The organism is Streptomyces sp. NPDC004051 (genome assembly GCF_053604275.1).
On sequence record NZ_JBSGHG010000001.1, the window covers coordinates 310968 to 323976 of the forward strand.

At 70.8% G+C, this 13009-nt stretch carries 12 protein-coding genes; all 12 read right to left on the reverse strand.

The features are described from left to right. Positions 1 to 200 precede the first annotated feature (200 nt). On the reverse strand, positions 201 to 1463 hold the full coding sequence (locus ACWEQO_RS01450) for a DivIVA domain-containing protein (protein ID WP_452977635.1): 1263 nt from the start codon (positions 1461 to 1463) through the stop codon (positions 201 to 203). Positions 1464 to 1515: 52 nt separating this feature from the next. Beyond that, positions 1516 to 1806, reverse strand: coding sequence for a YggT family protein (locus ACWEQO_RS01455; protein WP_361450548.1), 291 nt, complete (start codon positions 1804 to 1806; stop codon positions 1516 to 1518). Positions 1807 to 1856: 50 nt separating this feature from the next. Beyond that, the gene (locus tag ACWEQO_RS01460) at positions 1857 to 2498 is read right to left on the reverse strand and encodes a cell division protein SepF (RefSeq protein WP_361450545.1); all 642 of its coding nucleotides are present in this window, start codon (positions 2496 to 2498) and stop codon (positions 1857 to 1859) included. Positions 2499 to 2625: 127 nt separating this feature from the next. Further along, positions 2626 to 3357: a YggS family pyridoxal phosphate-dependent enzyme gene (locus ACWEQO_RS01465; RefSeq protein WP_452977639.1), complete on the reverse strand. Its 732-nt coding sequence runs from the start codon at positions 3355 to 3357 to the stop codon at positions 2626 to 2628. 6 nt (positions 3358 to 3363) lie between these two features. Continuing rightward, a complete protein-coding gene (pgeF, locus tag ACWEQO_RS01470) occupies positions 3364 to 4092 on the reverse strand; it encodes a peptidoglycan editing factor PgeF (RefSeq protein WP_452977642.1) in 729 nt (242 codons plus the stop codon). Beyond that, positions 4089 to 5288 (reverse strand): cell division protein FtsZ, encoded by a 1200-nt coding sequence (gene ftsZ, locus ACWEQO_RS01475; protein WP_361450536.1) that lies wholly within the window; start codon positions 5286 to 5288, stop codon positions 4089 to 4091. Before ftsZ ends, pgeF begins: the two co-directional genes overlap by 4 nt. Positions 5289 to 5567: 279 nt before the next feature. Continuing rightward, the gene (locus ACWEQO_RS01480; protein ID WP_452977645.1) at positions 5568 to 6362 is read right to left on the reverse strand and encodes a cell division protein FtsQ/DivIB; all 795 of its coding nucleotides are present in this window, start codon (positions 6360 to 6362) and stop codon (positions 5568 to 5570) included. A gap of 176 nt (positions 6363 to 6538) precedes the next feature. Further along, positions 6539 to 7633, reverse strand: coding sequence for an undecaprenyldiphospho-muramoylpentapeptide beta-N-acetylglucosaminyltransferase (murG, locus tag ACWEQO_RS01485; RefSeq protein WP_361450530.1), 1095 nt, complete (start codon positions 7631 to 7633; stop codon positions 6539 to 6541). A gap of 6 nt (positions 7634 to 7639) precedes the next feature. After that, positions 7640 to 8992 (reverse strand): putative lipid II flippase FtsW, encoded by a 1353-nt coding sequence (ftsW, locus tag ACWEQO_RS01490; RefSeq protein WP_452977648.1) that lies wholly within the window; start codon positions 8990 to 8992, stop codon positions 7640 to 7642. 80 nt (positions 8993 to 9072) lie between these two features. Next, positions 9073 to 10500, reverse strand: coding sequence for a UDP-N-acetylmuramoyl-L-alanine--D-glutamate ligase (gene murD, locus ACWEQO_RS01495; protein ID WP_452977651.1), 1428 nt, complete (start codon positions 10498 to 10500; stop codon positions 9073 to 9075). Next, complete coding sequence (gene mraY, locus ACWEQO_RS01500) at positions 10482 to 11579, reverse strand: phospho-N-acetylmuramoyl-pentapeptide-transferase (RefSeq protein ID WP_361450887.1); 1098 nt, start codon at positions 11577 to 11579, stop codon at positions 10482 to 10484. Before mraY ends, murD begins: the two co-directional genes overlap by 19 nt. Next, on the reverse strand, positions 11579 to 13009 hold the full coding sequence (locus tag ACWEQO_RS01505; protein ID WP_202280745.1) for a UDP-N-acetylmuramoyl-tripeptide--D-alanyl-D-alanine ligase: 1431 nt from the start codon (positions 13007 to 13009) through the stop codon (positions 11579 to 11581). The genes mraY and ACWEQO_RS01505 overlap by 1 nt, the downstream gene beginning before the upstream one ends.

The following is a 13009-nucleotide window of genomic DNA, read 5'->3' on the forward strand; positions in this document are numbered from 1 at the left end:
AGGGCCCGGGCCCGCCGAATCTCCTCGGCGGGCCCGGGCCCTCGGCACAGTGTCCGCCGGACCACTGCTCCGGGCCTCGGACAACCACCGCGAAGAGCCCGAACGCGCAGGGCGAAAGGGCGGGGCCCCGGGTTCGTCGAACCCGGGGCCCCGCCCTGAACGCCGTCGGCCGTCAGGCCGTACTCATGGCTGTGAGGCCGTCAGTTGTCGTCCTCGTCGATCAGGAACCCGCGCATCGGCGAGGGCGCCTGACCCATCGGCGACGGCCCCTGCGGGCGCACCGGCGCCATGGGCTGGGTCATCGCCGGCTGCATCTGCTGCTGGCTGCCGTAGGACGGACCGGGCTGGGCGCCCGGACCTCCGCCCATCGGCTGGTTGCCGCCGTAGGACGGCGCACCGGCACCGGCCGGAGCCATCGAGGGCGCCGGGGACGGCGGCAGCGACGGGGCGGCCGGCTGACGCGGCGGGGCGAGCGAGTCGTCCGCCTGGGTCTCCAGCTGACGCAGCTGCGACTCCAGGTAGGACTTCAGCCGCGTGCGGTACTCACGCTCGAAGCCGCGCAGGTCCTCGACCTTGCGCTCCAGCGTGGCGCGGGCGGACTCCAGGGAGCCCATCGCGACGCGGTGCTTCTCCTGCGCGTCCCGCTCCAGGGCGTCCGCCTTGGCGCGGGCGTCCCGCTCGAGACCCTCGGCACGCGAACGCGCCTCGCCGACGATCTTGTTGGCCTCGGAACGGGCCTCGGCGATCGCCTGGTCGGCGGTCTGCTGGGCCAGCGAGAGCACGCGGGCCGCGCTGTCGCCACCGGGGCCGCCCTGCTGGCCGGGGAGGCCGGGAGGACCGCCCATGTGGCCGCCGGGGCCGCCCATCGGGCCGCCGGGGCCCATCTGGCCGCCGGGGCCCATCTGCCCCTGCATCTGGCCCGGCATCTGGCCCTGCATCGGACCCCCGGGGCCCATCTGCCCCTGCATCGGGCCGCCCTGGCCCATCGGTCCGGGACCCTGGCCCATGGGGCCGGGACCCTGGCCCATGGGGCCGGGACCCTGCGGGCCGCCCTGTCCGCCGGGGCCGGCGGGCAGCTGCGGCGCACCGCTCGGCAGCTGGGGCGGACCACCCATGGGGCCACCCATCTGCTGCTGCGGCGGGCCCGATATGCCGGCGGGCACCGGTCCGCCGGGACCTCGCATGCCCTGCTGGGGCATGCCCTGGGGAGGCGGTCCCTGCTGCCCCTGCTGCCCCTGCTGGTCCTGCTGTTCGGGGGGCTTGCGCATGTTCTGCTGGTTCTGGGCAGCAGCGCGCGTGGCCGCGGCCAGTTTGGCGCGCAGGTCCTCGTTCTCTCGGAGCAGGCGCGTCAGTTCGGCTTCGACCTCGTCGAGGAAGGCATCGACCTCGTCCTCGTCATAGCCTTCTCGGAGGCGGACGGTCGTGAACTGCTTGTTCCGCACGTCCTCGGGGGTCAACGGCATCTCTTCACCTCAACGTAGTCATCGGCAGTCGGCAGGCCCATGTCGTCCACAGTCACCTCAGCGCACCGCCCACGAGGGAGATCAGAATGTAAACAATGATCATCAGTACGAAGAATGACAGGTCGAGCGCCACGCCCCCGAGACGCAGCGGCGGGATGAACCGCCGCAGAAGCTTGAGCGGTGGATCGGTGACAGTGTAGGTGGCCTCCAGGACCACCACCATCGCCCTGCCGGGTTGCCACGAGCGGGCGAACTGGAAGACGTAGTCCATGACCAGACGGAAGATGAGCACGATGAGGAACACCATCAGCGCGATGTAGATCACCTGCGCGAACACGCTCATGGTCTGTCGGTCCCTCTCCCCTGTGTCCTGCTTCTGCCCGGTCCTGCGTCTCAGCTCTGGTTGAAGAACCCGCCCTCTGCGATACGGGCCTTGTCCTCCGCCGTGACATCGACGTTAGCAGGAGACAGCAGGAACACCTTCTGCGTCACCCGCTCGATGCTGCCGTGAAGGCCGAACACCAGACCGGCCGCGAAGTCGACAAGTCGCTTCGCGTCCGTGTCGTCCATCTCGGTAAGGTTCATGATCACCGGGGTGCCCTCACGGAAGTGTTCCCCGATGGTACGGGCCTCGTTGTAGGTCCGCGGGTGGAGCGTGGTGATCCGGTAGGGCTCTCGTTCCGACACGACCTTGGGCATGATCACCGGTGCGTTCTTCTCCAGGTTCGCGCGTTCTTGTGTGATGGACGCCACGGGCGCGATGCGCGCCGGGCGTGCCGATTCAGCGGGAAGCGAAGCGGACCGGGCGACCGGCTCACGGGGCGGGGGCGGCTGCACCACTCGCACCTCTTCGTCCCTGTGGAGTTGATGTGATCCATGCAACTGGTGCGACGGTTCGTGCCGCCGGTGGTCCCGTTCGGGCTCCGGGTCGAGTTCGGGCTCGAAGTCGTCGTCTGGGTCAAATCCGCGGCCGTCGTACCCATCGTCCTCCACGAGGCCGAGGTAGACCGCCATCTTGCGCATCGCGCCGGCCATGCTTCGAGTCCTCCTCTGTGGTGGATCTGCTGACGACCGCCGAGTGCCCGCGATCCACAAGATCCTCAAGTCCGCCCATCAGCGGCAATGACCATATTTTCTACTGTGGTCCGACTTCCTGGCGACGTTACCCGAGCCCGGGGCGGACTCCGAGTACCGCGCTGCCGACGCGCACATGTGTCGCTCCGGCCGCAACGGCCTGTTCGAGGTCCGTACTCATCCCCGCGGAGACCATGTTCGCAGCAGGATGGGCCCTGCGCAGGTCGGTCGACAATTCCATCAAGCGCTCGAACGCCGCCTGTTGTCGCCCGGCGTACTCCCCGGCGAGCGGGGCGACGGTCATCAGCCCGTCCAGCCGCAGCCCTTCGGCACCGGCGATCAGATCGGCCAACTCCGCGACGCCGCCCGGCGCGACACCACCGCGCTCCCCCCGGCCCCCGCCCGCCGCGGATTCGTCGGCGTCGAGCGCGACCTGGACGAGGCAGCCGAGTTCGCGTCCGGCCCGCACGGCTTCCTTGGCGAGGGCCGTGACAAGACGGGCACGGTCGACGGACTGCACGAAATCCGCGTAACCGACCACGGATCGCACCTTGTTGGTCTGGAGCTGTCCGACAAAGTGCCAAGAAAGGGGCAGATCCGAGCATTCGGCCGCCTTGGGGGCGGCGTCCTGGTCACGGTTCTCGGCCACGTGACGTACACCGAGTTCCGACAGGATCCGCACATCACCGGCGGGAAAGGTCTTGGTGACCACGATCAGGGTCACCTCGTCGCGCCCGCGTCCGGCGGCCGCGCACGCGGCGGCGATCCGTCGCTCCACATCCGCGAGGTTCGCGGCGATTTCATCCCTGCGTTCCGTCATGCCCCATCAGTCCAGCCACACATAGCCCGCGAGCCGCCCGGTGGAGCGGTCGCGCCGGTACGAGAAGTGATCGTCCGACTCCAGGGTGCACACCTGCGACCGCTCCCGGTCGCGCACCCCGAACCGTTCGAGCTGGGCGTGCACGCCCCTGTCCACATCGACCGCCGGCGTGCCCCAGCTCGTCTCGGCGTGCGCCGCCGGTTCGACCGCGGCCACGTCGGCGCGCATCTCCTCCGGCACCTCGTAGCACCGGCCGCAGACGGCGGGTCCGGTGCGGGCGACGATCCGGGCCGGGTCGGCGCCGAGTGCGGTCATGGCCCGCACGGCGGCGGGGACCACGCCCGCGACCAGTCCGGGCCGTCCCGCGTGGGCCGCCGCGGCCACGCCGGCGACGGGGTCGGCGAGCAGCACCGGCACGCAGTCGGCGGTGAGCACGGCGAGGGCGAGGCCCCGTCGCGCGGTGACGACCGCGTCGGCCTCGGGGACCGGACGGTCGCCCCACGGCGCGTCGACCACCTCCACGTCGGCGCCGTGCACCTGGTTCATCCACACCACCCGGGCCGGGTCGAGGCCGAGGGACTTCGCGGCCAGTTCGCGGTTGGCGCGCACGGCGCCGGGATCGTCGCCGACCGCTCCGCCGAGGTTGAGCTCCGCATACGGAGCGGCGCTCACCCCGCCCCACCGGTCGGTGAAGGCGAAGTGCGCGCCGCGCACGCTCTCGCGCCGTCCTGTCACTTGAGGAAGTCCGGGACGTCCAGCTCCTCGGCCGCGCTGTCCGAGTAGGCCCTCGTCGGCTGGACCGGCGGCTGGGCCACCGGGATGTCACCGACCGGCTCGGGGGCCGGGACCGGCTCCGGGTCCTCCCGGGGCGTGACGCTGCCGAGCGAGCCGAAGGACGGCCGCCCCTCGGGCTGCCGCGCGGGGGCGGGCTCCTCGCGCTTGGCCGAGGAGGAGCCGAGGACGTTGTCCCGCTTCGCCGGCGGCTGTCCGCCGTCGAAGCCGGCCGCGATCACGGTGACCCGGACCTCGTCGCCCAGGGCGTCGTCGATGACCGCGCCGAAGATGATGTTGGCCTCCGGGTGGGCGGCCTCGCTGACCAGCTGGGCGGCCTCGTTGATCTCGAACAGGCCGAGGTCGGAGCCGCCGGAGATGGAGAGCAGCACGCCGCGGGCGCCGTCGATGGAGGCCTCCAGCAGCGGCGAGGAGATCGCCATCTCGGCCGCCGCCACCGCGCGGTCGTCGCCGCGGGCCGAGCCGATGCCCATGAGGGCCGAGCCGGCCTCGGACATGACCGACTTGACGTCGGCGAAGTCGAGGTTGATCAGGCCGGGCGTGGTGATGAGGTCGGTGATGCCCTGGACGCCGGAGAGCAGGACCTGGTCCGCCGACTTGAAGGCGTCCAGGACCGAGACCTGGCGGTCCGAGATGGACAGCAGCCGGTCGTTGGGGATGACGATGAGGGTGTCGACCTCTTCGCGGAGCTCGGCGATGCCGTCCTCCGCCTGGTTGGCGCGGCGCCGGCCCTCGAAGGTGAACGGGCGGGTGACCACGCCGATGGTGAGAGCGCCGAGCGAGCGGGCGATGTTGGCCACGACGGGGGCGCCGCCGGTGCCGGTGCCGCCGCCCTCCCCGGCCGTCACGAAGACCATGTCGGCCCCCTTGAGGACCTCCTCGATCTCCTCGCGGTGGTCCTCGGCCGCCTTGCGGCCGACAGCCGGGTTGGCTCCGGCGCCGAGTCCGCGGGTGAGTTCCCGGCCGACGTCGAGCTTGACGTCGGCGTCGCTCATCAACAGGGCTTGCGCGTCGGTGTTGATGGCGATGAACTCGACGCCCTTGAGACCGACCTCGATCATCCGGTTGATGGCATTGACACCACCGCCGCCGACACCGATGACTTTGATGACTGCGAGGTAGTTCTGCGGTGCTGCCACGTCGAAGGCCTCTCGCCTCGAGTTACGTGTCGCCGTCTCACGGCCTTGCCGCGGTCCGACGACTGATGCCGATGGGGACGGTCCGTATCACCGACCCGAACCCTAACGTTGAAGTTTAGGGTTACCAGTGTGCCTGCTCCCTGGAGTCTTCCGAACAGGACACTAAGTCGACAAGCGGCGCGCGTTCAATGAACACGCCGAACCTCCCGTTTTTCTTTTCACCCTATGTGATCAGCCGTGGCACCGCCCAACCAGGGGGTTGACCTGCACAGACGGACGTCAACCCGCCGATGACGCGGGGGCGGTGGGAACGCTCACGTCGAAGTGCCGCGCGTCCGGGGCCGCTTTCAGCAGGGCGGTGAGGGCGCGGCTCTTCGCGGCGCCCCGCTCGGCGCTCCCCCAGACGACCTCCCTGCCGTCCGTCAACTTCAGCGAGATGTCGTCGCGCGTACGGACGTTGACGCTCCGGACGGACCGGGCGACGGGCCCCGGGACATCACGGACGATCCGGACCGCCTCCCGCACCAGTCGCGCCTCGCCGAAGCGACGCAGGCTCGCGGCCGTGCCGCCGCTTCGGCGGACGGTCAATTCCAGCCGGGGAACGTCCCGGGGGGCCTCCGGAACCGTGGCGTACCGGACGCCCTCGGCGTCGATCTCGACGAACTCCCCGCCCTTTTCCAGCAGAAGAACCGGGGTGCGCTCGGTGATCTCCAACCCGATCTCGTGCGGCCAGGAACGCATCACGTCAACTGTCGCGATGCGCGGCATTTCCTGGCGGAGCCGCGATGCGATCGCCTCGGTGTCCACCATGGCCAGCGGCTCCCCGAGGGGAACCTCGGCGACCTCGCGCACCTGCCCGGGAGTCAGAACGCGGGTCCCGGACACGGAGACCCGCTCCACCCTGGCCAGATCGGAGCCGTACAACAGCCAGAACGTCCCGCTCCCGAGGAACACCAGGGCGACCGCCAGGATGATGATCAGACGAAGGTGCCGTCGCCTCAACCGCCTGACGGGCGGCGGGCCGGACGACTCCCGCTGGCGTCCACCGCGCTCGGCGGTCGTCGTTCCGGCCACGAATCCTGCCTCCCGTCACCCGCGTTCATCCACGCGTCCAGGGTCTGTCCGGTGCCTGTCGGCGGATCACGCCGCAGAGGCGGCGTCCGGCACGCACTCCCCCGAGCTCTTCGAACAGGGGGGAGGCCCAGCCGCGTTATCGTCGATCTCCTGCGATCCGGCCCGCCGGACAGGCCCTACTGTCGCGCACGGGCGGCGATCGCCTCGTACACCATGCCGACGAGCAGCTCGTCGGCGTCCCGTCGGCCGAACTCGGCGGCGGCGCGGGACATCTCGTACAGCCGGTGCGGGTCGGACAGGACCGGCAGCACGTTCTGCCGCACCCACTCCGGCGTCAGCTCCGCGTCGTCGACCAGCAGGCCACCGCCGGCCTTGACCACCGGCTGGGCGTTCAGCCGCTGCTCGCCGTTGCCGATCGGCAGTGGAACGTAGGCGGCCGGGAGTCCGACGGCGGAGAGTTCGGCGACGGTCATCGCGCCCGCGCGGCAGAGCATCATGTCGGCCGCGGCGTACGCCAGGTCCATCCGGTCCAGGTAACTCACCGGGAGGTAGGGCGGCATTCCAGGCATCTGCTGCACCTGGGGCAGTTCGTTCTTCGGGCCGACCGCGTGCAGGATCTGGATCCCGGCCTGCTGCAGCCACGGCGCGACCTGCTGGACGACCTCGTTCAGCCGCCGGGCGCCCTGCGAGCCGCCGGAGACCAGCAGCGTGGGCAGGTTGGGGTCGAGCCCGAACGCGGCACGGGCCTCGGGGCGCACGGCGGCCCGGTCCAAGGTGGCCACGGAGCGGCGCAGCGGGATCCCGATGTAGCGGGCGTCGCGCAGCTTGCTGTCCGGGGTGGAGACGGCGACCTGGGCCGCGTACCGGGAGCCGATCTTGTTGGCCAGGCCGGGGCGGGCGTTGGCCTCGTGGACGACGATCGGCACACCGAGCCGCTTGGCGGCGAGGTAGCCCGGCAGCGCGACGTAGCCGCCGAAGCCGACCACGGCGTCCGCCTTGGTGCGTTCCAGGATCTGCTCCGTCGCCTTGATGGTGCCGCGCAGCCGGCCCGGGACGGTGATCAGCTCCGGGGTGGGCTTGCGCGGCAGCGGTACGGCGGGGATCAGCGCCAGCTCGTACCCGCGCTCGGGTACCAGACGCGTCTCGAGACCGCGTTCCGTGCCCAGGGCCGTGATGCCCACGGTCGGATCCTGCCTGCGCAGGGCATCCGCGAGGGCGAGCGCGGGCTCGATGTGGCCCGCGGTTCCTCCGCCGGCGAGTACGACATGCACCGAAATTCACCGCTCTCCGGACGAGCGTGCCGCCGTGGCGCGCCGTCGCATCGTGTTCCATCTCCGGGGCCGTTGAGACTCCCCGGCCCGCTTTCTACCAAAGCGAGGTTGCCGCATCGCAAGCGCCGCCCGCGCAGCGGGCTCGTCACGCGCGAAGGCGATCAGCAGCCCGATGGCGAACATGGTCGGCAGCAGGGCGGACCCCCCGTAGGAGAACAGCGGGAGCGGGACACCGACGATCGGCAGCAGTCCGAGGACCGCACCGATGTTGATCACGGCCTGCACCGTGATCCAGGTGGTCACGCCTCCCGCGGCATACCTCACGAAGGGGTCCTCCGTGCGTCCGGCCACGCGGATACCCGCATAGCCTAGAGCCGCGAACAACGCGAGTACCGACAGCGTCCCCGCCAGGCCCAGTTCCTCACCGGTGACGGCGAAGATGAAGTCGGTGTGGGCTTCAGGCAGTTGGCCCCATTTCTCCACACTCGCCCCCAGTCCGGAACCGAAGATCCCGCCGGAGGCGAGGGCGTAGATACCGTGCACGGCCTGCCAGCAGTCGACGGGGCCCGCCTGGGGTTCGGTGGCGCCGAGGCAGGCGAGCCGGGCCATGCGGTTCGGGCTGCTCCAGACGAGGAACGCGCCGATCAGCCCGGCGACGGCCAGCACCCCGGCGAACAGCCGGACGGGTGCCCCCGCCAGCCAGAGCAGGCCGAACAGGATCGCCGTCAGGATGATCGCCGTGCCCATGTCGCCGCCCAGCATGATCAGTCCGAGCAGCATGAAGGCGACCGGTACGAGCGGCACCAGCATGTGCTTCCACTGGGCCAGCAGCCGTTTGTCCTGTTTGCGGGCGAGCAGGTCGGCGCCCCACAGCACCAGGGCGAGCTTGCCGAACTCACTGGGCTGGAGCTGGAAGGAACCGCCGAGGCCGATCCAGTTCTGGTTGCCGTTGACCGCCATCCCTATCCCCGGCACCTGCACCAGGGCCATCAGGAAGACGGCGCCCGCGAGGAGGGGGTAGGCCAGCGCCCGGTGCAGTTTCACCGGCATCCGGGCGGCCGCGAGCAGCAGCACGGTCCCGATGCCGGCGGCCAGGAGCTGCTTGCGGAAGAAGTACGAGCCCGGCAGCGACTTCTGCAGCGCGGTGATCTGGGAGGCCGAGTAGACCATCACCAGGCCGAGCACGATGATCAGCGCGCTGCCGCCGAGGATCACGTAGTAGGCGGTCAGCGGCCGGTCCCAGGCCCTGCGCGCCCGTGTGCCGAGGGTGCGGACGCTGTTCCGGCGGGCGGGCCGGGGCGCGGCGGGCGGGCGGGGCGCCCGCCGCGCGGGCGGGCGCCCGGTGCGGCTACTGGACATGGCGGCCTCCGCTGCACGCCCCACGGCGCCTCGACGGTCCCACAGGTCCCTCCCAAGGTCGCCCGGCGCAGGCGGCCGGGTCAGGCACCGAGTTCACGCACCGCCTGGGCGAACGCCTCACCGCGCCTGTTGTAGTTGGCGAACATGTCCATCGAGGCGCAGGCCGGGGCCAGCAGCACCGTGTCACCGGGCCGTGCGAGCCGCTTCGCCTCCTGGACAGCCTGAAGCATCGCCCCAGTGTCGGTCCGGTCGAGGTCGACCACGGGTACCTCCGGGGCGTGTCGCGCCAGGGCTTCGCGGATCAGCTCGCGGTCCCGGCCGATCAGGACGGCGCCGCGGAGCCGCTTCGCCGACGCCGCGACCAGTTCGTCGAAGGTGGCGCCCTTGGCGAGTCCGCCGGCGATCCACACGATCGACTCGTAGGCCGCCAACGAGGCCTGTGCCGCATGGGTGTTGGTCGCCTTGGAGTCGTCGACATAGGCGACCCCGTCCACGTCGGCGACGTGCGCGATGCGGTGGGCGTCCGGGGTGAAGGCCCGCAGTCCGTCCCGTACGGCCGCCGCCGGCACCCCGAAGGCGCGCGCGAGGGCGGCCGCGGCGAGGGCGTTGGCGACGTTGTGCGGGGCGGGCGGGTCGACGTCGGCGACCTCGGCGAGCTCCTGGGCGCTGCGGTACCGGTCCTCGACGAAAGCGCGGTCGACCAGGATGCCCTCGACGACGCCGAGTTGGGAGGGGCCGGGGGTGCCGAGGGTGAAGCCGACGGCGCGGCAGCCCTCCTCGACGTCGGCCGCGCGGACCAGGTCCTCGGTGGACGGCTTGTCGGTGGCGTCGGCGTTGTAGACGCAGGCGACCCTATTGCCCTCGTAGACACGGCCCTTGTCGGCGGCGTACGCCTCCATGGAGCCGTGCCAGTCGAGGTGGTCGGGGGCGAGGTTCAGCACTGCCGCCGAGTGGGCGCGCAGGGACGGCGCCCAGTGGAGCTGGTAGCTGGACAGCTCCACGGCGAGCACGTCGTACTGCTCCTCGCCGGTGACGACGTCGAGCAGGGAGACCCCGATGTTGCCGACTGCGGCCGTCCGCAGGCCCGCTGCGCGCAGGATCGACGCGAGCATCTGGACGGTGGTGGTCTTGCCGTTGGTGCCGGTGACCGCGAGCCAGGGCGCCGCGTCGGGCTTCCTGAGCCGCCAGGCGAGTTCGACGTCGCCCCACACCGGCACCCCGGCCTTCTCCGCCGCCGCGAACAGCGGCTTGTCCGGCTTCCAGCCGGGGGCGGTGACGATCAGCTCGGTGCCGTCGGGCAGGGTGGCGCCGTCACCGAGGCGCACGGTGATGCCGAGCGCCTCCAGTCCGGCGGCCTGCTCGCGGGCGCCCGCGTCGTCGCCGTCGTTGACGACGGTGACCCGCGCGCCGAGCCCGTGCAGCACCTTCGCCGCCGGGACCCCGGAGACGCCGAGCCCGGCGACGGTGACGTGCTTGCCCTGCCAGTCGGTCACTTGTCCGCTGCCCATCCCGCGTAGAAGATGCCGAGTCCGACGATCACACAGATGCCCTGGATGATCCAGAAGCGGACCACCACAAGGACTTCGGACCACCCCTTGAGTTCGAAGTGGTGCTGGAGTGGCGCCATCCGGAAGACGCGTTTCCCGGTGAGCTTGAAGGAGCCGACCTGGATGACCACCGACATGGTGATGAGGACGAACAGGCCGCCCAGGATGGCGAGCAGCAGCTCGGTGCGGGAGCAGATGGCGAGGCCCGCGAGGACACCGCCGAGCGCGAGCGAACCGGTGTCACCCATGAAGATCTTGGCCGGCGAGGTGTTCCACCACAGGAAGCCCAGGCAGGAGCCCATCAGCGCGGAGGCGACCACCGCGAGGTCCAGGGGGTCCCTCACCTCGTAGCAGGCACCCGGGTTGGTCAGGGTCGTCGCGTTGGCGCAGGACTCCTGGAACTGCCAGACGCCGATGAACGTGTAGGCGCCGAAGACCAGGACGGAGGCGCCGGTGGCCAGACCGTCCAGGCCGTCCGTCAGGTTCACGCCGTTCGACATCGCGAGGATCATGAACAGCGCCCAGACGACGAACAGCACCGGGCCGATCGTCCAGCCGAAGTCGGTGATGAACGACAGCTTCGTGGACGCCGGGGTGTTGCCGCGGTTGTCCGCGAACTGCAGCGAGAGCACCGCGAACGCGATACCGACGATCAGCTGGCCGGCCATCTTCGCTTTGGCCCGCAGGCCCAGCGAACGCCGTTTGACGATCTTGATGTAGTCGTCCAGGAAGCCGACCAGGCCCATGCCCACCATCAGGCCGAGCACCAGCAGACCCGAGAAGGTCGGCGACGCGTTGACGTTCGGGTCCGGATCGACGTAGACCGTGACCAGCTTCGCCAGGAAGTACGCGGCGACCGTCGCCAGGATGAAGGCGATGCCGCCCATGGTCGGCGTACCGCGCTTGCTGGCGTGCTCGCGCGGGCCGTCGTCACGGATGTACTGCCCGTACCCCTTGCGCGCGAGCAGCTTGATCAGCAGCGGGGTGCCGACCAGCGTCAGGAAGAGGCCAATGACTCCTGCGAACAGGATCTGCTTCATCATCGGGTGACGACCTCACCCTCGGTACCGGTCGCGAGCAGCGCCTGCGCCACGCTCTCGAGACCGACCGAACGGGACGCCTTCACGAGAACGACGTCTCCCTGGCGCAATTCACTGCGCAACAGGTCGACAGCCGCCTGTGCGTCGGACACGTGCACCGACTCCTCACCCCACGAACCCTCGTTATATGCGCCCAGTTGCAGCCAGGCGGCTTCCCTGCCCCCGACCGCGACGAGCTTGCTGACGTTGAGCCGGACGGCGAGCCGTCCGACCGCGTCGTGCTCGGCGAGCGCCTCGTCCCCGAGCTCGGCCATCTTGCCGAGCACCGCCCACGTACGGCCCCCCTTCGCCTGTGAGGCTTTGCCCATGGCCGCGAGCGCGCGCAGGGCGGCTCGCATGGACTCGGGGTTCGCGTTGTAGGCGTCGTTGACGACCGTCACGCCGTCCGGGCGCTCGGTGACCTCCATCCGCCAGCGGGAGAGGGAGCCCGCCTCGGAGAGCGCGAGTGCGATCTCTTCTGCGGACATGCCCAACTCGTGGGCGACGGCGGCCGCGGCGAGCGCGTTCGACACGTGATGCTCACCGTACAGGCGCATGGTCACATCGCTTGCACCGGAGGGTGTGTGAAGCCTGAAGGAGGGCTGTCCGCTGTCCGTGAGTCGCACGTTCTCGGCCCGAACGTCCGCTTCGTCGGTCTCTCCGAAAAGGAGCACCTTCGCCTTCGTACGGGACGCCATGGCGCGTACGAGCGGGTCGTCCGCGTTGAGGATCGCGGTGCCGCCCTCCTCGGCCGGCGGCAGGGCCTCCACCATCTCGCCCTTGGCCTGGGCGATCTGCGCCCGGCCGCCGAACTCGCCGATGTGGGAGGTGCCGACGTTGAGGACGAGGCCGACCTTCGGGGGCGTCAGGTCGGTGAGGTAGCGGATGTGGCCGATCCCGCGGGCGCCCATCTCCAGCACGAGGAACTTCGTCTCCTCGGTGGCGGTGAGCGCGGTCAGCGGCAGCCCGATCTCGTTGTTGAGCGATCCGGGGGTGAAGACGGTCGGCGCCTTGCGCCGCAGCACCTGCGCGATGAGGTCCTTGGTGCTGGTCTTGCCGGACGAGCCGGTGAGCGCGACGAGGGTCGCGCCGAGGCGCTGCACGACGTGCCGGGCGAGGGCGCCCAGCGCTCTCGGGACGTCGTCGACGACGATCGCGGGCACGCCCACGGGGCGGGAGGCGAGCACGGCGGCCGCGCCCGCCTCGACGACCGCGGCCGCGAAGTCGTGGCCGTCCACGCGTTCGCCGACGAAGGCGACGAAGAGGCTGCCCGGACCCGCCTCCCGCGAGTCCCGGACGACACCTCCGGTGACCTGCACGGACGGATCCGGTATGTCGTGCGTCTGCCCGCCGACGACTTCGGCGATCTCGGCGAGGGAGAGGGCGATCAC

Excerpts from the sequence above, each read along its gene's own strand:
- ACWEQO_RS01450 (WP_452977635.1), bottom strand. The coding sequence starts at position 1,463 with ATGCCGTTGACCCCCGAGGACGTGCGGAACAAGCAGTTCACGACCGTC.
- ACWEQO_RS01455 (WP_361450548.1), bottom strand. The coding sequence starts at position 1,806 with ATGAGCGTGTTCGCGCAGGTGATCTACATCGCGCTGATGGTGTTCCTC.
- ACWEQO_RS01460 (WP_361450545.1), bottom strand. The coding sequence starts at position 2,498 with ATGGCCGGCGCGATGCGCAAGATGGCGGTCTACCTCGGCCTCGTGGAG.
- ACWEQO_RS01465 (WP_452977639.1), bottom strand. The coding sequence starts at position 3,357 with ATGACGGAACGCAGGGATGAAATCGCCGCGAACCTCGCGGATGTGGAG.
- ftsW (WP_452977648.1), bottom strand. The coding sequence starts at position 8,992 with ATGTCCAGTAGCCGCACCGGGCGCCCGCCCGCGCGGCGGGCGCCCCGC.
- murD (WP_452977651.1), bottom strand. The coding sequence starts at position 10,500 with ATGGGCAGCGGACAAGTGACCGACTGGCAGGGCAAGCACGTCACCGTC.
- mraY (WP_361450887.1), bottom strand. The coding sequence starts at position 11,579 with ATGAAGCAGATCCTGTTCGCAGGAGTCATTGGCCTCTTCCTGACGCTG.